Origin of the sequence: Sideroxydans sp. CL21, assembly GCF_902459525.1 — a bacterium.
Taxonomy (GTDB): Bacteria; Pseudomonadota; Gammaproteobacteria; order Burkholderiales; family Gallionellaceae; genus Sideroxyarcus.
This window is the reverse complement of record NZ_LR699166.1, coordinates 2,503,761-2,524,997: the sequence shown is the minus strand read 5'-3', so window position 1 is coordinate 2,524,997 and position 21,237 is coordinate 2,503,761. Positions and strand designations below refer to the sequence as shown.

Annotated in this window: 21 protein-coding genes; 13 read left to right on the top strand and 8 right to left on the bottom strand. The window is 57.8% G+C overall.

Annotated elements, in window-relative coordinates; all coding sequences use genetic code 11:
- Positions 1-202: 202 nt before the first annotated feature.
- The 4 genes from rsgA to QOY30_RS11700 are packed head-to-tail and all read right to left on the bottom strand — an operon-like array spanning position 203 to position 2,961.
- Entirely contained in the window at positions 203-1,060 is an 858-nt protein-coding gene (rsgA, locus tag QOY30_RS11715) for a ribosome small subunit-dependent GTPase A (protein ID WP_283744804.1), read from the bottom strand.
- Positions 1,057-1,395, bottom strand: a complete 339-nt coding sequence (locus QOY30_RS11710) for a 4a-hydroxytetrahydrobiopterin dehydratase (RefSeq protein WP_283744803.1) — start codon at positions 1,393-1,395, stop codon at positions 1,057-1,059. The genes rsgA and QOY30_RS11710 overlap by 4 nt, the downstream gene beginning before the upstream one ends.
- Before the next feature lie 7 nt (positions 1,396-1,402).
- Positions 1,403-1,708, bottom strand: coding sequence for a c-type cytochrome (locus tag QOY30_RS11705; RefSeq protein WP_283744802.1), 306 nt, complete (start codon positions 1,706-1,708; stop codon positions 1,403-1,405).
- Positions 1,705-2,961, bottom strand: coding sequence for a M48 family metallopeptidase (locus QOY30_RS11700; protein ID WP_283744801.1), 1,257 nt, complete (start codon positions 2,959-2,961; stop codon positions 1,705-1,707). Before QOY30_RS11700 ends, QOY30_RS11705 begins: the two co-directional genes overlap by 4 nt.
- A 69-nt stretch (positions 2,962-3,030) precedes the next feature.
- Between QOY30_RS11700 and orn the strand changes: the two genes are divergently transcribed.
- Complete coding sequence (gene orn, locus QOY30_RS11695; protein WP_283744800.1) at positions 3,031-3,576, top strand: oligoribonuclease; 546 nt, start codon at positions 3,031-3,033, stop codon at positions 3,574-3,576.
- Positions 3,577-3,644: 68 nt separating this feature from the next.
- Here orn and hemH read toward each other — a convergent pair whose 3' ends face one another.
- Entirely contained in the window at positions 3,645-4,733 is a 1,089-nt protein-coding gene (gene hemH / locus QOY30_RS11690) for a ferrochelatase (RefSeq protein ID WP_283744799.1), read from the bottom strand.
- Positions 4,734-4,740: 7 nt separating this feature from the next.
- The gene (hrcA, locus tag QOY30_RS11685) at positions 4,741-5,760 is read right to left on the bottom strand and encodes a heat-inducible transcriptional repressor HrcA (protein WP_283744798.1); all 1,020 of its coding nucleotides are present in this window, start codon (positions 5,758-5,760) and stop codon (positions 4,741-4,743) included.
- A 61-nt stretch (positions 5,761-5,821) separates the two neighbouring features.
- On the opposite strand from hrcA, the gene QOY30_RS11680 reads away from it, so the two are divergent.
- From QOY30_RS11680 to QOY30_RS11660, 5 genes are read left to right on the top strand one after another with little or no spacing between them, the layout of a single operon-like run.
- Complete coding sequence (locus tag QOY30_RS11680; RefSeq protein WP_283744797.1) at positions 5,822-6,694, top strand: NAD kinase; 873 nt, start codon at positions 5,822-5,824, stop codon at positions 6,692-6,694.
- Entirely contained in the window at positions 6,695-8,356 is a 1,662-nt protein-coding gene (gene recN / locus QOY30_RS11675; protein WP_283744796.1) for a DNA repair protein RecN, read from the top strand.
- A gap of 49 nt (positions 8,357-8,405) precedes the next feature.
- The gene (locus tag QOY30_RS11670) at positions 8,406-8,774 is read left to right on the top strand and encodes an outer membrane protein assembly factor BamE (RefSeq protein WP_283744795.1); all 369 of its coding nucleotides are present in this window, start codon (positions 8,406-8,408) and stop codon (positions 8,772-8,774) included.
- Positions 8,767-9,555, top strand: a complete 789-nt coding sequence (gene dapB / locus QOY30_RS11665; RefSeq protein WP_283744794.1) for a 4-hydroxy-tetrahydrodipicolinate reductase — start codon at positions 8,767-8,769, stop codon at positions 9,553-9,555. The genes QOY30_RS11670 and dapB overlap by 8 nt, the downstream gene beginning before the upstream one ends.
- Before the next feature lie 10 nt (positions 9,556-9,565).
- Positions 9,566-10,132: a hypothetical protein gene (locus tag QOY30_RS11660; protein WP_283744793.1), complete on the top strand. Its 567-nt coding sequence runs from the start codon at positions 9,566-9,568 to the stop codon at positions 10,130-10,132.
- Positions 10,133-10,146: 14 nt separating this feature from the next.
- Here the strand turns inward: QOY30_RS11660 and QOY30_RS11655 are convergent, their stop codons facing one another.
- On the bottom strand, positions 10,147-10,515 hold the full coding sequence (locus tag QOY30_RS11655) for a manganese efflux pump MntP (RefSeq protein WP_283744792.1): 369 nt from the start codon (positions 10,513-10,515) through the stop codon (positions 10,147-10,149).
- Between the two features lie 216 nt (positions 10,516-10,731).
- Between QOY30_RS11655 and carA the strand changes: the two genes are divergently transcribed.
- The 3 genes from carA to greA all read left to right on the top strand — a co-directional run bounded on the left by carA (position 10,732) and on the right by greA (position 15,721).
- Positions 10,732-11,913 (top strand): glutamine-hydrolyzing carbamoyl-phosphate synthase small subunit, encoded by a 1,182-nt coding sequence (gene carA, locus QOY30_RS11650; protein WP_283744791.1) that lies wholly within the window; start codon positions 10,732-10,734, stop codon positions 11,911-11,913.
- Between the two features lie 82 nt (positions 11,914-11,995).
- Positions 11,996-15,217, top strand: a complete 3,222-nt coding sequence (carB, locus tag QOY30_RS11645) for a carbamoyl-phosphate synthase large subunit (protein ID WP_283744790.1) — start codon at positions 11,996-11,998, stop codon at positions 15,215-15,217.
- 27 nt (positions 15,218-15,244) lie between these two features.
- Positions 15,245-15,721: a transcription elongation factor GreA gene (gene greA / locus QOY30_RS11640; protein WP_283744789.1), complete on the top strand. Its 477-nt coding sequence runs from the start codon at positions 15,245-15,247 to the stop codon at positions 15,719-15,721.
- A gap of 32 nt (positions 15,722-15,753) precedes the next feature.
- On the opposite strand, the gene QOY30_RS11635 is transcribed toward greA, so the two are convergent.
- Positions 15,754-16,101 (bottom strand): YhbY family RNA-binding protein, encoded by a 348-nt coding sequence (locus QOY30_RS11635; protein WP_283744788.1) that lies wholly within the window; start codon positions 16,099-16,101, stop codon positions 15,754-15,756.
- A gap of 40 nt (positions 16,102-16,141) precedes the next feature.
- On the opposite strand from QOY30_RS11635, the gene rlmE reads away from it, so the two are divergent.
- From rlmE to glmM, 4 genes are all read left to right on the top strand, one after another.
- Positions 16,142-16,762, top strand: coding sequence for a 23S rRNA (uridine(2552)-2'-O)-methyltransferase RlmE (gene rlmE / locus QOY30_RS11630; RefSeq protein ID WP_283744787.1), 621 nt, complete (start codon positions 16,142-16,144; stop codon positions 16,760-16,762).
- Between the two features lie 54 nt (positions 16,763-16,816).
- Complete coding sequence (gene ftsH / locus QOY30_RS11625; RefSeq protein WP_283744786.1) at positions 16,817-18,718, top strand: ATP-dependent zinc metalloprotease FtsH; 1,902 nt, start codon at positions 16,817-16,819, stop codon at positions 18,716-18,718.
- Positions 18,719-18,908: 190 nt separating this feature from the next.
- The gene (folP, locus tag QOY30_RS11620) at positions 18,909-19,730 is read left to right on the top strand and encodes a dihydropteroate synthase (RefSeq protein WP_283744785.1); all 822 of its coding nucleotides are present in this window, start codon (positions 18,909-18,911) and stop codon (positions 19,728-19,730) included.
- 1 nt (position 19,731) lies between these two features.
- Entirely contained in the window at positions 19,732-21,087 is a 1,356-nt protein-coding gene (gene glmM / locus QOY30_RS11615; RefSeq protein WP_283744784.1) for a phosphoglucosamine mutase, read from the top strand.
- Positions 21,088-21,237 lie beyond the last annotated feature (150 nt).

The following is a 21,237-nucleotide window of genomic DNA, read 5'->3' as shown; positions in this document are numbered from 1 at the left end:
GAGACTCCAAGTAATAATCGATTAGCGATTATCTTTACTCCATTACGCAATGTTATTTGGGTCCTGACGCAAGTCAGGACTTTTTTTTCGAATTAGTGGATTGCTTCGACTGGCTTGCAGTTGTTACCAGGGACGCGTGGGTAAGAGTGCACAGCACTGTAGCACTCCTTGATAACGGCGATCAGCCAGGGTGTCCCTGAATTTAGTGTGCCGTTATCTGTTGAAACAGCTTCAGTCTCCGCAGATCGATTTTTCCTTCTTCCGTTGCCTTGCGTATCGCGCAGTCCGGCTCGTGCGAGTGGCTGCAATTGGCGAAACGGCACTGGCCGAGGTAGGGCAAAAACTCGGGGAAACTTCTTTCTATCGCGGCAAAATCCAGGTGATGCAGGCCGAATAACTGCACGCCGGGACAATCGATCATGCGACTGTTGGCATTCAGATGATACAGCCGCGCATGGGTGGTAGTGTGCTTGCCGGAATCGAGGACCGTGGATATCTCGCGCGTCGCGGCAAGCGCATCGGGGATCAGCGCGTTGATGAGGGTGGATTTCCCCATGCCGGACTGACCGACCAGTACGCTGGTGTGGCCCTGCAAATAAGGCAATAGCGGCGCTACATCCTGCTTCGCGGAGAGCTCCAGCACGCGGTAGCCGATTTTCCCGTAGGGAGCGAGTTGTGCGCGTGCTGCTTCGATTTGCGGCAGATCGCACTTGTTCAGCACGATGAGTGTTTCAATGCTCTGGTCATGCGCGGCAATCAGGCAGCGCGCCAGCAATTCATCGTTGAAAGAGGGTTCGGTGGCGACGACGACAATGATCTGGGTGACATTGGCAGCGATGATCTTCTGCTTGTAGGCATCGGATCGATACAACAAAGTGGAACGCGGAGCGATGCTGTCGATGACCGCCTGGCTGGCGCTGGTGCGCTCGATCTCCACTGTGTCACCGCAAGCGACGTCGCTCTTTTTGCCGCGCGGTACGCATTCAAGTATCTCACCGCCGGGCAGCTCTGCCAGATAGTGACGCCCATAGGCGGCGATGACCAGCCCTTGCAGCTTCAAATCGTGAACAGCGCTTCCACTTTCGCGGCGCAGATGAAGTCGTTCTCGGACAAGCCGCCGATGGCGTGGGTGGAATATTCCACGCGGCACTTGTTGTAGCCGACCGTCATGTCGGGGTGATGGTCTTCGCGGTGCGTCATCCAGGCCACCGCGTTGACGAAGGCAATCACCTGATAATAGTTCTTGAACTCGAAGGTCTTGCTGATGCGGCTGTCGTGCAGTTCCCAGCCGTCGAGTTGTTTGAGCAGGTTCTTTGCTTCATCCTGGCTCAGCGGCGGCACACCGCCCTCGCAGGGTTTGCATTGTTTGTTGGTCAGATCACAGGCTGTAGTCATGTTTGCCTCACTTGAAGTGGTAGTAGTTCTGGTTCAGATGTGCTGCAAGGTCCTGCTCTTCCTGGGCGGAAAGGTTGGCACCCACCACGCCGGAGCAGAATTTGATACGCGGGACGAGTTGGTCGACAGTGCGCACGATGCGATCGGGGCGGGTGAAAATGGCACTTCCGTCGCCGCCCACCTTGCCTTTGTGGCAACTGTCGCACTCATATTTTGCGAACAGTTTTTTGCCGTTTGCTGCATTGCCTGTGGCGAACGGATCGGCATGTGCGGTACTGGCGGCGAATAACAGCAGGAATACATACTTCTTCATTTTCGGGCTCCAATTTCTTGCAGATGCGCGATGCGTATCGGTGCGGGTGGATGGGATTCGTAAAAAATGGCATACAGCGAATCGGGTGTCAGTGTCTTGGCATTGTCCTGATAAAGCTTGACCAGTGCGTTGACGAGTTCCTTGGCGTCGGTCTGCTGGGCGGCGTAGGCATCGGCCTCGAATTCGTGCTTGCGCGAATAGGCCGAGGCGATGGGATGCAGCAAAAAAGTGAATACCGGCAATGCCATGAAGAACAGCAGCAAAGCCAGCGCGGTGGATTCGCTTGCGATGCCGAGACCCTGGAAGAACCAGTGTGCATGCAGCAATTGCGCCAGCAACCAGAGAAAGCCGAGGCTGACGACGAAGATGAGAATGTAACGTTTTAGTATGTGGTGAAGCTTGAAATGCCCGAGTTCATGTGCCAGCACGGCGTCGATCTCATTGGGAGCGAGGCGTTCAAGCAATGTGTCGAAGAACACGATGCGCTTGGTTTTGCCAAATCCGGAGAAATAGGCGTTGCCGTGGGAACTGCGCTTGCTGCCGTCCATCACAAACAGGCCGCTGGCGGCGAAGCCGCACTTGTCGAGCAGCGCCTTGATGCGCGCTTTCTGCGTTTCGTCCTGCAGCGGCTCGAAGTCGTTGAACAGCGGCGCGATATACGTCGGGTAGATGAACTGAATCAACAGGCTGAATACCACCCATACGCCCCATACATAGAGCCACCAGAGTTCGCCCATGCGTTCCATCAGCCACAATACGCCGAGCAGCAGCGGCAGGCCGAGCGCGGCGCCGAGCAGCAGGTTTTTGAGCGTATCCAGCAGATAGAGTTTGAGCGTCATCTTGTTGAAGCCGAAGCGGGCCTCGATGTTGAAAGTGCGATACAGATCGAACGGCGACTCCAGTATGGATTGCAGCAGCAATACCGCAACAATCAGGGCAGTACCCTGTATCAGCGGGCCGCTGAAAATGCCGGATGTCCAGGTGTATAGCCACTGTATACCGCCGCCGAGCGTGAAAGCGAGCAACAGCAAGCTTTCGAACAGGATGGTCAGCATGTCGAGATGGACCAGGGCGCGGGTATAGTCGGCGGCCTTCTGGTGTGCGGCAAGTTCGATCTTGTCGTGGAAGGCGGCGGGGACTTCGGCACGATGCGCGGCGACATGAACGAGCTGGCGGTAGGCCAGCCAGAATTTGATGACGACATTCGCGGCCAGCGCGAATAAAAACAGGGTAGTGAATTGGGTTGCGGTCATGGTCGTTGGATTGAGTGGCGCGGCTGTGCGACAATGCGCCGGACTTCGAATTAATAACTGTGGTGAATTATGGCACAAAATCAAAACAACCTCGTCTGGATAGACATGGAGATGACGGGGCTATTGCCCGATACGGACCGCATCATCGAAGTGGCGCTGGTGGTGACCGATGGCGATCTGAATACCGTGGCCGAAGCGCCTGTGCTGGTTGTGCACCAGCCCGACAGCGTGCTCGACGGCATGGATAACTGGAACAAGTCCACACACGGCAAATCCGGACTCATCGACAAGGTCAGGGCCTCAACGCTCGACGACGCGATGGTGGAAGCGCAGATGATCGAATTTCTCAAAGAGCATGTACCGACGCGTACCTCACCGATGTGCGGCAACTCCATCTGCCAGGACCGCCGCTTCCTTGCGCGCTGGATGCCGAAGCTGGAGGATTATTTCCACTACCGTAATCTGGATGTGAGCACGCTGAAAGAGTTGGCGAAACGCTGGAAGCCGGAAGTGGCGAGCGGGATCAAGAAACACGGCAAGCACGAGGCGCTGGCGGACATCTATGAGTCCATCGCCGAGATGAAACATTACCGCGAGCACTTCATCAAACTGTAAATTTCTGGCAGGCTGAAGCGATACGGCGGCGAGGCAGATCGCGTCCGCTCATCGCCGGTACATGCGGATCAGAGCTTCGCTCCTGCAGCCTGTGCCCGCTGGAGGCTTAGCTTCAGTTCGTCAGCCTTCGGTTCGTCCAGCCAGCCTTGCAGGTTTTCCATCACCAAGTCGGTCAGTGCGTGTATCCAGTCGTTGCGCTCGTTGAGGCAAGGGATGTAGTGGTATTCGCCCCCGCCCGCATGCTGGAAATCTTCCTTGCCTTCCATGGCGATCTCTTCAAGCGTCTCCAGGCAGTCGGCCACGAAACCGGGGCACACCACATCCACCCGCATGGTCTGCAGGGCGCCCCATTCCTTCAGCGTCGCCGTGGTGTAGGGCTTTAGCCATTCCGCCTTGCCGAAACGGGACTGGAAGCTGATGGCGTACTGATCCGGCTTTAAACCCAGTTCCTGCGCGAGCAGGCGGCCGGTTTTCCGGCACTCGCAGTGGTAAGGGTCGCCTTTGTCCAGCGTGAATTGAGGCAGTCCGTGGAAGCTCATCAGCAGTTTCTCCGGTGTGCCGTTTTTCGCCCAATAGTCTTGTATGTTGTTTGCCAATGTCCTGATGTAGCCGACGTTGTCGTGGAAATGCTTGATGGTGCGCAGGGCGGGGGTATTGCGCATATGCTGCAATTCATCGAATACGATGTCGTTGGCGGTTGCGGTGGTGCTGGCGGCGTATTGCGGATACATCGGCACGACGAGGATGCGCTGGCAGTTCTGCTCTTTCAATTTGCGCAGCACTGAGGGTATCGAAGGGTTGCCGTAGCGCATCGCGAACTCCACCACGAGCGGTGCCTTTGTGCGCTGGCTCAGATAGCCCTGCAGCAGCACAGTTTGCTTTTCGGTATGGACGCGCAGCGGCGAGCCTTCCTTCATCCAGACAGCGGCATATTTGGCCGCAGACTTTCTGGGGCGGGTGTTGAGGATGATGCCGTTGAGGATGAGCCACCAGATCGCTTTGGGGATTTCCACCACGCGCGGGTCGCTGAGAAATTCCTTGAGATAGGTACGGACAGCCTGCGGTGTGGGCGCATCGGGCGTGCCGAGATTGACCAGCAGGATGCCGGTTTTTTGGGGTGTATCGTGGGTATAGCTTGGTTCAGTCAGATAGGCCATCGTGGGTTCAATGTTGTGAGAGCGCGTTGCTCAATAGTTTGGCGGTGATGTCAACGATGGGAATCACGCGCTCATAGTTCATGCGCTTGGGTCCCACCACGGCGAGCGTGCCGATGATCTGTCCATCGGCCGTATAGGGCGCGCTGATCACGCTGCATTCATCCAGCCCGATCAGCCCTGATTCGTTGCCCACAAAAATATGTACGCCCGGAGCGTGGCGGCCTGCATCCAGCAGTTGCAGCAACTCGGTCTTCTGCTCGAACACGTTGAACAGATTACGAAGCTGGTTCATGTTTGTGGCCAGGTCGTTGATATGCAGCAGGTTGCGCTCGCCACTGATGACGTAATCCTCGCTTTTGCGTGAGATTGCCTCGTCGCTGGCAGCCATTGCCGCACTCATCAGGGCGGTCATGTCGTGCTGCAGCTGGCGCAGTTCATTTTGTACGCGCTGGTGGATGTCGCCGAATGGGAGGTTGGCATAGTGCTGGCTCAGGAAGTTGCCTGCCTCGGTCAGCTGGGTCTGGCCGTAATCCTTGTGCGTCACCAGCACGCGATTCTCGACCTCGCCGTCCGGCATCACAATGATCAGCAGCACGCGCTTCTCCGACAAACGCAGGAATTCGATCTGGCGCACGGTGATGCTGGCACGCCTGGGCGTGGCAACCACTCCGGCGAACTGGGTGAGTTCGGACAACAGATTGGATGCCTGGGTCAGCAGCCGGGTAGGGTTGGCTGGCTGCAACTGGCTTTCCAGTTGCAAGACGCGCGCTTCGGAGAGTGGCTGTACCACCATGAGCGTATCGATGAACAAACGGTAGCCCAGCGCGGTTGGGACGCGCCCGGCAGACGTGTGAGGACTGGAGACCAATCCCATCGTTTCCAGGTCGACCATCACGTTGCGGATGGTGGCGGGGCTGACTTCCAGGCCGGAAAACTGTTGCAGGGCACGCGAACCCACGGGCTGGCCGTCGCTGATATAGCGTTCCACCAGGGTCTTGAGCAGGACTTGTGCACGGTCGTTTAACATGGCTTGTATTCTATCATTGCCGCTTTGTCATTGAATCCCGCCTATGGTTTAATCCGCCATCATGAAATCCCACTTCCAAACTGTTGCACTGATCGGCAAATACAAATCGCCAGAGATCGCCGAGCCTTTGCTCAAGCTGGCCGACTTCCTGACGAACATGGGGCTGAAGGTGGTCGTGGACAATCTCACCGCCGAACACATCCTGGCTCATCCCTATGGCGTGACAGCGTTGGCACAGATGCGCGGCAAAGTCGATCTGGCCATCGTGCTGGGAGGCGACGGTACCCTGCTCGACGTGGCAAGGACGCTGGCGCCATTCGGTATCCCTCTGGTCGGCGTCAATCAGGGGCGTTTGGGATTCCTGACCGACATCTCCATCGACACCATGCAGCGGACCATATCCGGCATGCTGCGCGGGGAATTCGTGACCGAGAAGCGCATGTTGTTGAGCGCTACTGTACTGAGGGAAGGGAAACACGTATTCGATTCCCTGGCTTTCAACGATGTGGTGATGCATCGTGGTAACAGCAGCAGCATGCTTGAATTCGAAGTGCGGATCGACGGCGAATATCTTTACAATCAGCGCGCGGATGGATTGATCGTCACCACCCCTACCGGTTCCACCGCCTACGCGCTGTCCGCCGGCGGTCCCATCCTGCACCCGGCGCTCGATCTTATCGCGCTGGTGCCGGTCGCGCCGCATACATTGAGCAACCGGCCTATCGTATTGAAGAGCGAATCCGTACTGGAGATCGCCATGCATCGCGCCATCGATGCGCGCGTGCGCTTCGACGGACATACCCATTTCGATCTGAACGGACAGGACCGGGTGGTGATTTCGCGTTACAGCGCCCCGGTCTGCCTGCTGCACCCGGTAGGCCACAGTTACTACCGGACCCTGCGAGAAAAACTGCTCTGGAACCAGACCCTGTAAATGCTCAAGAACCTCATCATTCGCGACTTTGTCATCGTTGACACCCTCGAGCTCGACTTCTCGGCCGGCTTCACTGCGCTGACCGGTGAAACCGGGGCGGGCAAGTCCATACTCATAGACGCCTTATCCCTGGCGCTGGGCGAACGCGGCGATGCGGGCATGGTGCGCGCCGGTTGCGAGAAGGCAGACATCACCGCCGAGTTCGACATCTCCGGTATGCCGCAACTGCAGGCCTGGTTGCGCGAACAGGAGATGGAGGGCGACGAGGGTGTGTGTCTGCTGCGCCGCACGCTGGAAGCCAGCGGTCGTTCGCGCGGCTTCATCAACGGCCGCAGCGCCACGGTACAACAGTTGCGCGAAGCGGGCGAACACCTGATCGACATCCACGGCCAGCATGCCCATCAGTCGCTGCTGCGCACCGATGCACAGCGCGATCTGCTGGATAGCCAGGCAGGGCTGAACAGGGAAGTGGAAACGGTTGCGTCGAGTTTCAAGGCATGGCAGATGTTGCACCGCCGCCGCGTGCAGTTGGAACTGAACGCCGGAACGGTGGCGGCCGAACGCGAGCTGTTGTCGTTCCAGCGCCGCGAGTTGGAGTCGCTTAATTTTGTCGGCGCCGAGTGGGATAGCTTGCAAGCCGATCATGCACGCCTGTCGCATGCCGCCAACCTGCTGGAAACGGCCCAGTTCGGAGTGGAGGTGTTGGCCGATGCCGATACCGCCTGCCTTGCCCAGTTGAACGCGCTGACGGCGCGCCTGCGCAACGGGCTGGAGTTCGATGCCGGACTGCAGGATACCCTGACCATGCTGGACAGCGCACAGAATGAATTGCAGGAGGCCGTTTACGCCTTGCGCCATTACCAGCAAAAACTGGATGCCGATCCGCAGCGCCTGCGCGAACAGGAACGGCGCATGGCGGACGTGGTCGAGGCTGCACGCAAATATCGCGTGGCGCCTGAGCAGTTGCCGCAAACATTGGCAGACATCGTCGCGCGCCTGGATGAACTGGGCGGCAATGCCGATCTGGCGGAATTGGTGCAACAGGATGAAGCCGCCCGCAACTCCTATCTGGAAGCGGCAAGAAAATTGAGCGAAGCGCGCATCACGGCGGCACAAGCCATGTCCGCGGAAATCACGGCTGCCATGCAGACGCTGGCGATGCAGGGAGGGCAGTTTTCCGTGGCCTTGTTGCCGTTGAACGAGGGCAATGAGCACGGGCTGGAAATAGTGGAGTTCCAGGTTGCCGCCAACACGGGCTCGCCATTACGCAGCCTGGCCAAAGTCGCTTCAGGCGGCGAGCTGTCGCGCATCAGCCTGGCGATCCAGGTTGCGGCCAGCCGCGCCGCCGCTGTTCCAACGCTGATCTTCGACGAAGTGGACAGCGGCATCGGCGGGCGCGTGGCGGAGATCGTCGGCAGCCTTCTCAAGCAGCTGGGCAAGCGACATCAGGTGATGTGCGTTACACATCTGCCGCAAGTGGCTGCGCAGGCCGATGCGCAATGGCAGGTCAGCAAAGCTGCGCATGCGGGCAAGACTTTGAGCAGTATCCGCGTCCTGAACGATGACGAGCGCATCGAGGAGATCGCGCGCATGCTGGGCGGGGTGAAGATCACCGAGACGACGCGCAAGCATGCTGCAGAGCTTCTGGGTGCTCCTGCTTGAGGTATCATGCTGCCTCTTTTGTGAACGTCAGACAGAAATAGAACCCCAAATGCGCATTTTTATCGTCCTCATTTCCGCCCTGCTCGCCTCGTGCAGCAACTTTTCCAGCTATTTCCCCACGTTTGCCCTATACAAGCTCGAGATACGTCAGGGCAATCTCGTCACTCAGGATATGCGCGCCAAGATCAAGCTCGGCATGACACAGTCGCAAGTCAAGGCGGCGCTGGGGGCGCCGCTGATCAGCGATCCCTATCATGCCAACCGCTGGGATTATTTTTATAGTCTGGAGCAGATGGGCAAGCTTATGGGGAGCCAGCGGCTCACCCTGTATTTCGATAAAGACCTGCTGAGCCGTATCGACGATGCCACTCCGTTGATACCCGCAGAACCTGCCAAACAGGAGCAGAGCCATGGATAAGATCAGAGTCGCCATCGCCGGCAGCGGCGGACGCATGGGCAAGGTGCTGCTGGAATGCGTGGCACAGGCCGACGATCTGATATTGCATGCCGCGCTGGAGCACGGCAGCAGTCCGTCCCTCGGCAATGTCGTTGCCGAGGGAGTGAAAATCAGTGCCGATATCGAATCGGCTCTGAAGGGCGCGGATGTGCTGATCGACTTCACCCGGCCCGAAGGCACTCTGCACCATCTGGAGATCTGCCGCAGGCTCGGTGTGAACATGGTGATCGGGACGACCGGTCTCAATGCGCAACAGAAGGCGCAACTGGGAGAGGGAGCGCAGGATATCGGCATCATGTTCGCACCCAACATGAGCGTGGGCGTGAACCTGGTGTTCAAGTTGCTGGAAACTGCATCGCGCGTGCTGGACAAGGGTTACGACATCGAGATCATCGAAGCGCATCACCGCCACAAGGTGGATGCACCTTCAGGCACAGCCTTGGGTATGGGGGAGGTCATCGCCAGGACTCTGGGACGCGATCTGGAAAAGTGCGCGGTATATGGTCGCGAAGGCATCACCGGCGAGCGCGATCCCTCCACCATCGGTTTTGCCACCGTGCGCGGTGGCGATATCGTTGGCGACCACACCGTGCTTTATGCGGGCATAGGAGAGCGTATCGAGATTACACACAAGGCCAGCAGCCGAGCCACTTTCGCTTTGGGAGCGCTACGTGCGGCGCGTTTCCTTAAAGCGAACAAGGCGGGGCTGTATGACATGCAGGATGTGCTGGACTTAAAATAAGGGTATTAAAATGGAACAGAATAATCAGAAAAGTGCAGGTTTGGACTGGATCGGGCGCTATGTGGCAGTCATCCTGCTGTCACTTGTTCTGGCGACCGCTATCGGCAACATGGACTTGTTCGTCAAAACCACGATAGGCGGCAAGCTCAATGCCTCGCATATCGTACAGTTCCTGGGTTATGGCGCGGCACTGGTTGCGTTCTGGGTGCTCGGTCAGCGTGCCACCATGGCTTTGCAGCAATATGCCGGAAAATGGTCGTTCCTGCAGCACTTGATACTTCCGGCTGTAAGTTTGATCGTTGTTTCAGTGGCCTACTCGGTTTTGCTGTTGCTGCTGAAGCCGGTGATGGATGCTGCACTGCACAATATCTACAACTGGGTATTCATTATGGGCATCCTGGCCTGTGCTGGCTGGCTGGTTATGGCGGTGTTGAACCAGTCGGCTTCGCTGACTGCATTGTTCACAGATCGCAAGTCTGTCGGTCAAGGTCGCCTTTGCGCCAGCTGTGGCGCGAACTGCGGGGCAGCGGACAAGTTTTGCAAGCAATGCGGCAAGGAACTTGGCGACAATGCTTGATCAGCCGGTGCTGTTCAATAAACAAGCAGTTTGATCCCGATCAAAATCAGTACCACCCCACCGAAAATCTCGGCTTTACTTTCAAGCCAGGTCCCGCTGCTTTTGCCAATTACGACACCCATCCAGCTGAATATAAAAGTGGTCACGCCGATAATCAGGCATGCCCGCAAACCAAAGGCGATCCAGTGGGCGTAGGCCTCGACCCAGCCAAGCACGCCTTTACCGCCCAGATAGCCGATGAAGGGCATCAGGGCCTGAAAGCTGCCGAAGAACAAACCTGCCTTCAAACCCAGTCCGCGGGTATTTCCTTTGGAACCGAGACCGATGGAAACGGCAAAGGCATCCATGCTGAGCGCGACTGCCAAAACGATGACTTCAAACATATGACTTAATTTTCATGCAGTTGGCTGGGATGGATTCGGGTGCGACAGAGGCGCTGACGCCGCAAATTATAAGGTGCCGACCGTACTCGGCAGTCGCAAGGTCCATGCTTCCGTTTGATGCCGCCCCGCTAATCCGCTATAATGCACGACAATCCAAAAGCGGGATGGACGCAATGTTCTTCCCGCTTCTTTATGTCCAGTTCAAGGGAGCATCCGGTGTCGCAAACAAGTCCTGCCATTCTAGTTTTAGCCGATGGGACAGTGTTTCGCGGAACCGCCATCGGTGCCTCCGGCAGTAGCGTCGGCGAGGTGGTGTTCAACACTGCCATTACCGGCTACCAGGAAATCCTCACCGACCCGTCCTATTGCAAGCAGATCGTCACGTTGACCTACCCGCATATCGGCAATGTAGGCTGTAACCCCGAGGATGTCGAATCGCGCCAGGTATTTGCCAGCGGTCTCATCATTCGCGACCTGTCCATGACGGTCAGTAACTTTCGCAGTACACAGTCCCTGCCTGAATACCTCAAGGCCAACAATGTGGTCGCCATCGCGGGTATCGATACGCGCAAGCTGACGCGCATCCTGCGCAGCAAGGGTGCGCAGAACGGCTGCATCGCAACAGGCAATGATGTGGAGGCCGCGTTGAAAGCGGCGCGCAACTTTGCCGGATTGGCAGGAATGGACTTGGCGCAAGTGGTGAGTTGCGACAAATCCTACGAATGGACGCAGCGCGAGTGGGAATTGGGCGTTGGGTATCAGGATTTGGGAGCTGGGATTTCGGATTTGGGGAAAGGCGATGCAGCCAAATCCCAAATCCTAAATCCCAAATCCTTCCACGTAGTGGCCTACGACTTCGGCGTGAAGCGCAATATCCTGCGCATGCTGGCCGAGCGCGGTTGCCGCGTCACCGTAGTGCCCGCCAAAACCAGCGCCGCCGAGGTGCTGGAAATGAAGCCGGATGGCGTGTTCCTGTCTAACGGCCCCGGCGATCCGGAGCCCTGCGATTACGCGATTGTGGCGACGCAGAAATTCCTCGAAGTCGGCATCCCGCTGTTTGGCATCTGTCTGGGACATCAGATCATGGGGCTGGCGGTGGGAGCGAAGACCGTGAAGATGAAGTTCGGCCATCGCGGTGCCAATCATCCGGTGCAGGATACCCGGACCAAGCGCGTCATGATCACCAGCCAAAACCACGGTTTTGCCGTGGATGGAACTACGCTGCCCAAGAGCGCGCGCGTCACCCATATCTCGCTGTTCGACGGAACGCTGCAGGGTTTCGAATTGGCCGATAAGCCCGCGTTCTGTTTTCAGGGACACCCCGAGGCGAGTCCAGGTCCGCATGACGTGGATGGGTTGTTCGATAAATTTATTGGATTGATGGAATTGAGGAGGTGAAGGGAGAAGGGGGAAGGGAGAAGGGTGGCGCACTCGACGCTTTTTACCCTTCCCCCTTTACCCTTTACCCTTCCCAAAAAGAATGGCAAAACGTACTGACATAAAAAGCATTCTGATCATCGGCGCCGGCCCCATCGTCATCGGGCAGGCGTGCGAATTCGACTATTCCGGCGCGCAGGCTTGCAAGGCGCTGAAGGAAGAAGGTTACCGCGTCATCCTGGTGAACTCGAATCCGGCCACCATCATGACCGATCCGAACATGGCGGATGCGACCTACATCGAGCCGATCACCTGGCAGATGGTGGAGAAGATCATCGCCAAGGAAAAGCCGGATGCGATCCTGCCGACCATGGGCGGACAGACCGCGCTGAACTGCGCGCTGGATCTGGCCAAGCACGGCGTACTGGAAAAGTACAAGGTCGAGATGATCGGCGCTTCGCGCGATGCCATCGACATGGCGGAAGACCGCGAGAAATTCAAACAGGCGATGACCCGTATTGGTCTGGCTTCTGCCCGTTCCAACATCGCGCACAGCATGGAAGAAGCCTTGCAGGTGCAGCAGGCATTGGGCTTCCCGACCATCATCCGCCCTTCCTTCACCATGGGCGGCAGCGGCGGCGGTATCGCCTACAACCGCGAGGAGTTCGTCGAGATATGCGAGCGCGGCCTGGAAGCGTCGCCCACACGAGAACTGCTGATCGAAGAATCGCTGCTCGGCTGGAAAGAATACGAGATGGAAGTCGTGCGCGACCGCAACGACAACTGCATCATCATTTGTTCCATTGAAAACCTCGACCCGATGGGCGTGCATACCGGCGACTCCATCACGGTCGCCCCGGCGCAGACGCTGACCGACAAGGAATACCAGATCATGCGCGATGCCTCGCTGGCGGTGCTGCGCGAGATCGGCGTGGAGACGGGCGGTTCCAACGTGCAGTTCTCCATCAACCCGAAAGACGGGCGCATGGTGGTGATTGAGATGAACCCGCGCGTGTCGCGTTCGTCGGCGCTGGCCTCCAAGGCGACCGGTTTCCCCATTGCGAAAGTTGCGGCCAAGCTGGCCGTCGGCTACACGCTGGACGAACTCAAGAACGACATCACCGGCGGTGCGACCCCGGCTTCGTTCGAACCGACCATCGACTATGTTGTGACCAAAATCCCGCGTTTCGCCTTCGAAAAATTCCCGCAAGCCAATGACCGCCTGACCACGCAGATGAAGTCGGTGGGCGAGGTGATGGCCATCGGCCGCACTTTCCAGGAGTCGTTCCAGAAAGCCCTGCGCGGGTTGGAAGTCGGCGTAAATGGTCTGGACACAAAATACAGCGACCGTGAAGCGATCGTGTCGGAGATGGGCACACCCGGCCCGGACCGTATCTGGGCGGTGGGCGACGCCTTCCGCCTCGGCATGAGCGTGGAAGAAGTGTTCAACGTCAGCAAGATAGACCCTTGGTTCCTGGTGCAGATCGAAGACCTGATCCGTCAGGAGAAGTCGCTGGACGGCCATACGCTGGAAAGCCTGAGCGCGGATCATCTGCGCACGCTAAAACGCAGCGGTTTCGCCGATGCGCGACTGGCTAAATTGCTGGGTATCGACGATGAATCGGTGCGCGCATACCGCCATGCGCTGGGTGTGCGCCCGGTGTTCAAGCGCGTGGATACCTGTGCTGCCGAGTTCGCCACCAACACCGCCTATATGTATTCGACCTATGAGGAAGAATGCGAGTCTCAGCCTACCGGCAACAAAAAGATCATGGTGCTGGGTGGCGGACCGAATCGCATCGGCCAGGGCATCGAATTTGACTATTGCTGTGTGCATGCCGCGCTGGCGATGCGTGAAGACGGCTACGAGACCATCATGGTCAACTGCAACCCCGAGACGGTATCAACCGACTACGACACTTCCGATCGCCTGTATTTCGAGCCGCTGACGCTGGAAGACGTGCTGGAAGTGGTGGCGGTGGAGAAACCCATCGGCGTGATCGTGCAATACGGCGGCCAGACTCCGCTCAAGCTGGCGCGCGGCCTGGAGAAGAATGGCGTGCCCATCATCGGCACCACACCGGACATGATCGACTGTGCGGAAGACCGCGCACGTTTTCAGGCGATGTTGCGCAACTTGAATCTGAAGCAGCCTCCGAATCGTACGGCAAGCAACGTGGCCGATGCAGTGGCCGGTGCCGCCGAGATCGGTTATCCGCTGGTGATGCGCCCATCCAACGTGCTGGGCGGTCGCGCCATGGAAATTATCCATGCGCAGTCCGATCTCGAACGTTATATGCGCGATGCCGAGGAGATGTCCAAGACCTATCCGGAGCGTATGCCCATCCTGCTCGACCGGTTCCTGAACGATGCGATCGAAGTGGATGTGGACGCTGTGTCTGATGGCGTGCAAGTCATTATCGGCGGCATCATGGAGCATATCGAGCAGGCGGGCGTGCATTCCGGCGATTCGGCTTGTTCGCTGCCGCCTTACTCATTGTCAGTCAAGCTGCAGGACGAATTGCGCCGCCAGACAGTCGCGATGGCGAAGTCGCTGAACGTGGTCGGTTTGATGAACGTGCAGTTCGCCATCCAGGGCGAGACCGTGTTCGTGCTGGAGGTGAATCCGCGGGCTTCGCGTACCGTGCCTTTTGTATCCAAGGCTACCGGCGTGCCGCTGGCGAAGATCGCCGCGCGCTGCATGGCAGGTCAGACATTGGCGGAACAGGGTGTGAGCAAAGAAATCATTCCTCCTTATTACTCGGTGAAAGAAGCGGTGTTCCCCTTCATCAAATTCCCCGGCGTTGATACCATTCTCGGCCCGGAGATGAAGTCCACGGGCGAAGTGATGGGCGTGGGCGAATCTTTTGCCGAAGCTTTCGTCAAGTCCCAGCTCGCAGCCAGCGTGAAGTTGCCGAAGGGCGGCAAGGTGTTCATCAGCGTGCGCGAAGAAGACAAGGCGGGCACAGTGGAGGTTGCGCGTACATTGAAGCAACTGGGCTTCACCATACTTGCCACACGCGGTACCGGGTCGGTCATCACTGCGGCGGGAGTCGATGTGACCGTGGTGAACAAAGTTGCCGAAGGGCGTCCGCATATCGTGGACATGATCAAGAACGGCGATGTCAGCCTCATCGTCAATACGGTGGATAGCAGACCTTCCGTGATGCGCGATTCGTATTCGATCCGCCATGCCGCTCTGCAGGGGCGTGTGACATACTACACTACGCTTGCCGGTGCGCGCGCTGCCTGCCTCGGCATGCAGCATCTGGCCGAGTTGCAGGTCTATGACGTGCAGTCCCTGCACCGTCGTCTGGATAAATAGAAAAAATAGAAAGAAGGGGAAAGCGGCATGAGTAAAGTTCCTTTGACTGTGAACGGCGCCGAATTATTGCGCCAGGAGTTGCACCGCCTGAAGACGGTGGACAGGCCTTGGGTCATCAACGCTATCTCGGAAGCGCGTGCACAGGGCGACTTGTCGGAGAACGCCGAATACGAAGCAGCCAAGGAGCGCCAGTCGTTTGTGGAAGGACGCATCGTCGAGTTGGAATTCAAGCTGGGCAGCGCGCAGGTCATCGACCCGAAAACGCTTAATGCGGATGGACGCTGCGTGTTCGGTTCGACCGTGATACTGGAAGATGCCAACAACGGCGATGTTGTGACCTACCAGATCGTCGGCGACGATGAAGCCGACATCAAGAAACGCAAGATTTCCATCAGCTCACCGATTGCGCGGGCATTGATAGGCAAGGTGGTTGGAGATATCGCGGAAGTGCGGGCGCCGGGTGGTATCCGCGAATACGAAGTGGTGGAAGTTCAGTACGTTTAGTCAGGTGTTTCCTTCCCGTGTATCGGGAAGGATCAGGTGCGGCTGCCGAGTTGTTTTTTGCTTTGAACGGCTTTGCCCTGGCGACGTTTGGGGGGCTTGGCGATTGGAACCTCCAGCGGGCGAAACACGACCAGTATCTTGCCTATGTGCTGTACCGGGCCTGCCTTCAGTTGTTCGCATATCTCCTGCAACATGGCTGCACGCGCTTCCCGGTCGTCGTTCATCACGCGTATCTTCAGCAGATCATGGCTTTTCAGGCTACGCTCGATTTCATCCAGAACGGCAGGCGTCAGGCCGGCATTGCCGATGATGACAACAGGATTGAGTGCATGCGCGCGCGCCTTGAGGTCGCGGCGCTGTAAAACGGAGAGAGTTAACATAATGAGTGGTTTCCCAGATTTAAGGCGCGGATTCTAAACGATGAAGGCTTCTAAAACCAGCAAACAATGGATGCGCGAGCATGTAAACGATCCTTATGTGCAGCAGGCACAGAAGGACGGCTATCGCTCCCGTGCCGCCTACAAGCTGCTGGAAATCGACGAACGCGATCACCTCATCAAGCCCGGCATGGTGGTAGTGGATCTGGGAGCGACACCCGGCGGGTGGTGCCAGGTGGTCGCAGGCAAGCTTGGCCAGCAGGGGCGAATAATCGCGCTGGACTTGCTCCCGTTGAATCCGTTGCCGCGGGTGGAGTTCATTCAGGGCGACTTCCGCGAAGAAAGTGTACTGGCTCTACTTGAGGAAAAGCTGGAAGGACGCCAGATTGGCCTTGTAATTTCGGATATGGCGCCCAATATCAGCGGTGTGAGTTCGGCAGATCAGGCGCGAGCCATGCATCTGGCTGAACTGGCGCTGGATTTCGCTGTCCACCATTTGGCGCCTGGCGGATCGTTTCTGGTGAAGGTGTTTCAAGGCGTCGGGTTTGAGGATTATCTGAAGCTTGCGCGTAACCACTTTTCAAAAGTGGTTACGCGCAAGCCGAAAGCATCGCGCGACCGCAGTAGCGAGCAGTATTTGGTGGGGCTGGGCAAGCTTGAGTAATAGCCCCGGACAGTGTCTAATGCAACTTCGTATTACCGCTCATAAGGAGCATGTGTGAACAATTTATTCAAAAGTGTCGGAATCTGGCTGGTTGTCGCATTGGTGCTGATGACCGTCTTCAATCAATTCAACGCGCGCCAGCAATCGACGGCGCAAGCGCAGTTGGATTATTCGCAATTTCTCGATGAAGTGAAATCGGGCCATATCGAGAAGGTGACTATCGAAGGCCGTACCCTGAAAGCGACGACCACCGACGGCAAGCGCATTACTACCTATGCGCCCAGCGACCTGTGGCTGGTTTCCGACCTGCTCAAGAACGGAGTGAAGATCGAAGCCAAGCCGGAAGAGGAGCAGTCCTTCCTGATGAGCATCTTTGTATCGTGGTTCCCGATGCTGTTGCTGATCGGCGTGTGGATATTCTTCATGCGCCAGATGCAGGGCGGCAAGGGCGGTGGCGCATTTTCGTTCGGCAAGAGCAAGGCGCGCATGCTGGACGATGCCAAGGAACGAGTGACTTTCGCCGATGTGGCAGGTTGCGACGAGGCCAAGGAAGAGGTTTCCGAACTGGTCGATTTTCTGCGAGACCCGACCAAATTCCAGAACCTCGGTGGGCGTATTCCGCGCGGCGTACTGATGGTGGGCAGCCCCGGTACGGGTAAGACGCTGTTGGCCAAGGCCATCGCTGGGGAAGCCAAGGTGCCGTTCTTCTCCATTTCCGGTTCCGATTTCGTCGAGATGTTCGTCGGCGTCGGTGCCGCGCGCGTGCGCGACATGTTCGAGCAGGCCAAGAAGCAGTCGCCGTGCATCGTGTTCATCGACGAAATCGACGCAGTCGGACGCCAGCGTGGCGCGGGACTGGGCGGAGGCAATGATGAACGCGAGCAGACGCTGAACGCATTGCTGGTTGAGATGGACGGTTTCGAAGGCGCTTCCGGCGTGATCGTTATTGCCGCGACCAACCGTCCCGATGTGCTCGACCCAGCGCTGCTTCGCCCGGGCCGTTTCGACCGTCAGGTCGTGGTGCCGCTGCCTGACATCCGCGGTCGCGAGCAGATACTCATGGTGCATATGCGCAAGGTGCCGGTGGCGCCGGATGTGAAGGCAGATATTCTGGCACGCGGTACTCCCGGCATGTCCGGCGCCGATCTGGCCAATCTGGTGAACGAGTCGGCCTTGTTTGCCGCGCGGCGCGGCAAACGCTTCGTCGATATGGAAGATTTCGAGGCGGCCAAGGACAAGATCATGATGGGCGCAGAGCGCAGGTCCATGATCATGCCGGAAGAGGAGCGCCGCAATACGGCGTATCACGAGTCCGGCCATGCTGTGGTTGCAAAGCTGATGCCCAAGACAGATCCTGTGCACAAGGTCACCATCATCCCGCGCGGTCGCGCGCTGGGGCTGACCATGCAATTGCCTTCTGAAGATCGTTACAGCATGGACAAGGATCGCATCCTGTCCACGATCGCTGTGCTGTTCGGCGGTCGTATCGCCGAAGAGATATTCATGCACCAGATGACCACCGGCGCTTCCAACGATTTCGAACGCGCTACTGACATGACTCGCAAGATGGTCACGCAGTGGGGTATGTCGGATGCGCTCGGCCCGATGGTGTACGCCGAAAACGAAGGCGAAGTGTTCCTTGGACGCTCGGTGACTTCGCACAAGAACATCTCCGAAGCGACCATGCAGAAAGTGGATACCGAGATTCGTCGCATCATCGACCAGCAATACGCGTTGGCGCGCAGCCTGATCGAAGCGAATCGCGACAAGATCGAAGCAATGACCAAAGCATTGCTGGAATGGGAAACCATTGACGCCGATCAGATCAACGACATCATGGCGGGCAATCCGCCGCGTCCGCCCAAGCCAAGCCTGAGCAGCAACAAGGCACCTGAGCCGCCGAAGGATGAAGCACCGACGGCAACAGCGACCAACAAGCCTGCTGAAGGCGTCTAACTTACACACGGGGGCTTGGCCCCCGTTTTCTATGGCAACCCTTATAAACTCATATTATGGGCGCATAGTTGTGTTGCGCGGTGCTCGCGTTCTCGCCTGTCCAAACTTGGCTTCGGAAAGGTATGTCTCAGCCGCTGTGTTTCGCGCGCCTTGCGCTGCATCCCGATAAATGAGTTTCTAGAGATTTCCAATGTTCCATTGCGGAAAATTCCAGTTCGATCTTTCGCGCCCTCTTGTGATGGGCATCGTCAACGTCACGCCGGATTCGTTCTCAGACGGCGGACATCACATGACCACTGCTGATGCCGTTGCCCATGCGCGGCAACTGATTGATGACGGTGCGGACATCCTGGATATCGGGGGCGAATCCACCCGGCCCGGTGCGGCTACAGTGAACGAGCAAGAAGAACTGGATCGCGTGCTGCACGTGATTGAAGGTTTGCGCGGCATTTCCGTACCGATCTCTATCGACACATACAAACCCGGAGTGATGCGCGCCGCCTTGGCGGCAGGCGCAAGCATGGTCAACGACATCAACGCATTGCAGGCGGAGGGCGCACTGGCAGTGGTCGCCGGGAGCGATGCGGCAGTGTGCCTGATGCACAAACAAGGCAAGCCAGAGACCATGCAGCAACGACCGGAGTATCAGAATGTCACGGATGAGGTGAGCGCCTTTTTGCGTGAACGCATGGCTGTCGCCGAAGCGGCAGGCATCGCGCGCAAGCGCATCGTGATCGATCCGGGTTTTGGGTTTGGCAAGACACTGGGGCATAATCTCGACCTGTTGCGCGGCCTGGCAGCATTCGGCGCTTTGGGTGTGCCGGTCCTGTCCGGGGTGTCGCGCAAGTCCATGCTGGGCGCGATCACCGGACGCGAAGTGAGCGACCGAATGGCTGCGAGTGTGGCAGCGGCTTTATTGGCGGTGCAGCGCGGCGCATCCATCGTGCGTGTGCACGATGTGCGCGAGACTGTCGATGCATTGAAGATTTGGAATGCGTTAAGCGAGGGATGAGATGAGCAGAAAATATTTCGGCACCGACGGTGTGCGCGGGCGAGTGGGAGAGCATCCCATCACACCGCAATTCGTGATGCTGCTGGGCTACGCTGCAGGCAAAGTGCTGGCAAAAACCGAGCATGTGCAGAGCGAGCGTCCGGGAGTGCTTATAGGCAAGGACACTCGCATCTCCGGCTACATGCTGGAATCCGCACTTGAAGCAGGACTCATTGCAGCCGGCATCGATGTCTATCTGGCCGGTCCGATACCGACTCCCGCAGTGGCTTATCTGACTCGGGCGCTGCGCTTGCAGGCAGGTGTGGTCATCTCCGCATCCCACAATCCATTCGATGACAACGGCATCAAGTTTTTCTCGGGCAGCGGCATGAAATTGCCGGACGAAGTCGAGCAGGCCATCGAAGCCGAGTTGGATAACCCGATGCAGACCAATCCTTCGGGCAGCCTCGGCAAGGCCAAGCGTATCGACGACGCTGTCGGGCGCTATATCGAATTCTGCAAGAGCACTTTTCCGGCCGACATGAATCTGCGCGGCATGAAGATCGTGGTGGATAGCGCGCATGGTGCAACTTATCATATCGCTCGGCACGTCTTCCACGAACTCGGTGCGGATGTCATCGCCATCGGCGCGGAACCGAACGGCAAGAACATCAATGAAGGCTACGGCGCGACATCCCCCAAGAACCTGCAACAAGCGGTGAAAGAACAACACGCCAATATTGGCCTTGCGCTCGACGGCGACGGTGACCGTCTCATTATGGTGGACGCCGAAGGCAAGCTCTACGACGGCGACCAATTGCTCTACATCATCGCCAAGCACCGCCAGGCACTGGGCACACTGCACGGCGGTGTGGTCGGCACCCTGATGACCAATCTTGCTTTCGAACATGCCATGCAGAAACTGGCCATTCCGTTCGCTCGCGCCAAAGTGGGCGACCGTTACGTGATGGAGGTCTTGCAGGAAAAGAAATGGCAACTCGGAGGCGAAAATTCCGGCCACATCATCTGCCTGGACAAGCATAGTACCGGCGACGGCATCGTGTCTGCATTGCAGGTGCTATGCGCCCTGCGCATGAAGCAACAGACCCTGGCACAGGCCACGAGCGATCTGCAAATGTATCCGCAGATACTCATCAACGTGAAAGTGAAAGGCAAGGCGGCCGAATTGCTGGAGATGACGCCGGTCAAGGCAGAAGTGGCCAAAGCCGAACGTGACTTGAATGGCAAAGGGCGGGTGCTGTTGCGTCCGTCCGGGACGGAACCATTGTTGCGGGTGATGGTGGAGGGGGAAGATGGGGTGCAGGTCAAGATGTGGGCGGAGAGGATTGCGGGGGTGGTGAGGGAAGTGGCGGGGTAAGGTTTTATTAGTCGGCATCCTGCAGAGCCAAAATCGTCGGGGGTAGCCCGACAGCCAGTCACTTTTTCTTCCTTCGCCAAAGAAAAAGTAACCAAAAAAAAGGCGACCCTGGTTTGCCGCCCCTTCGGGGTTCTCTCGATATTTCATCAA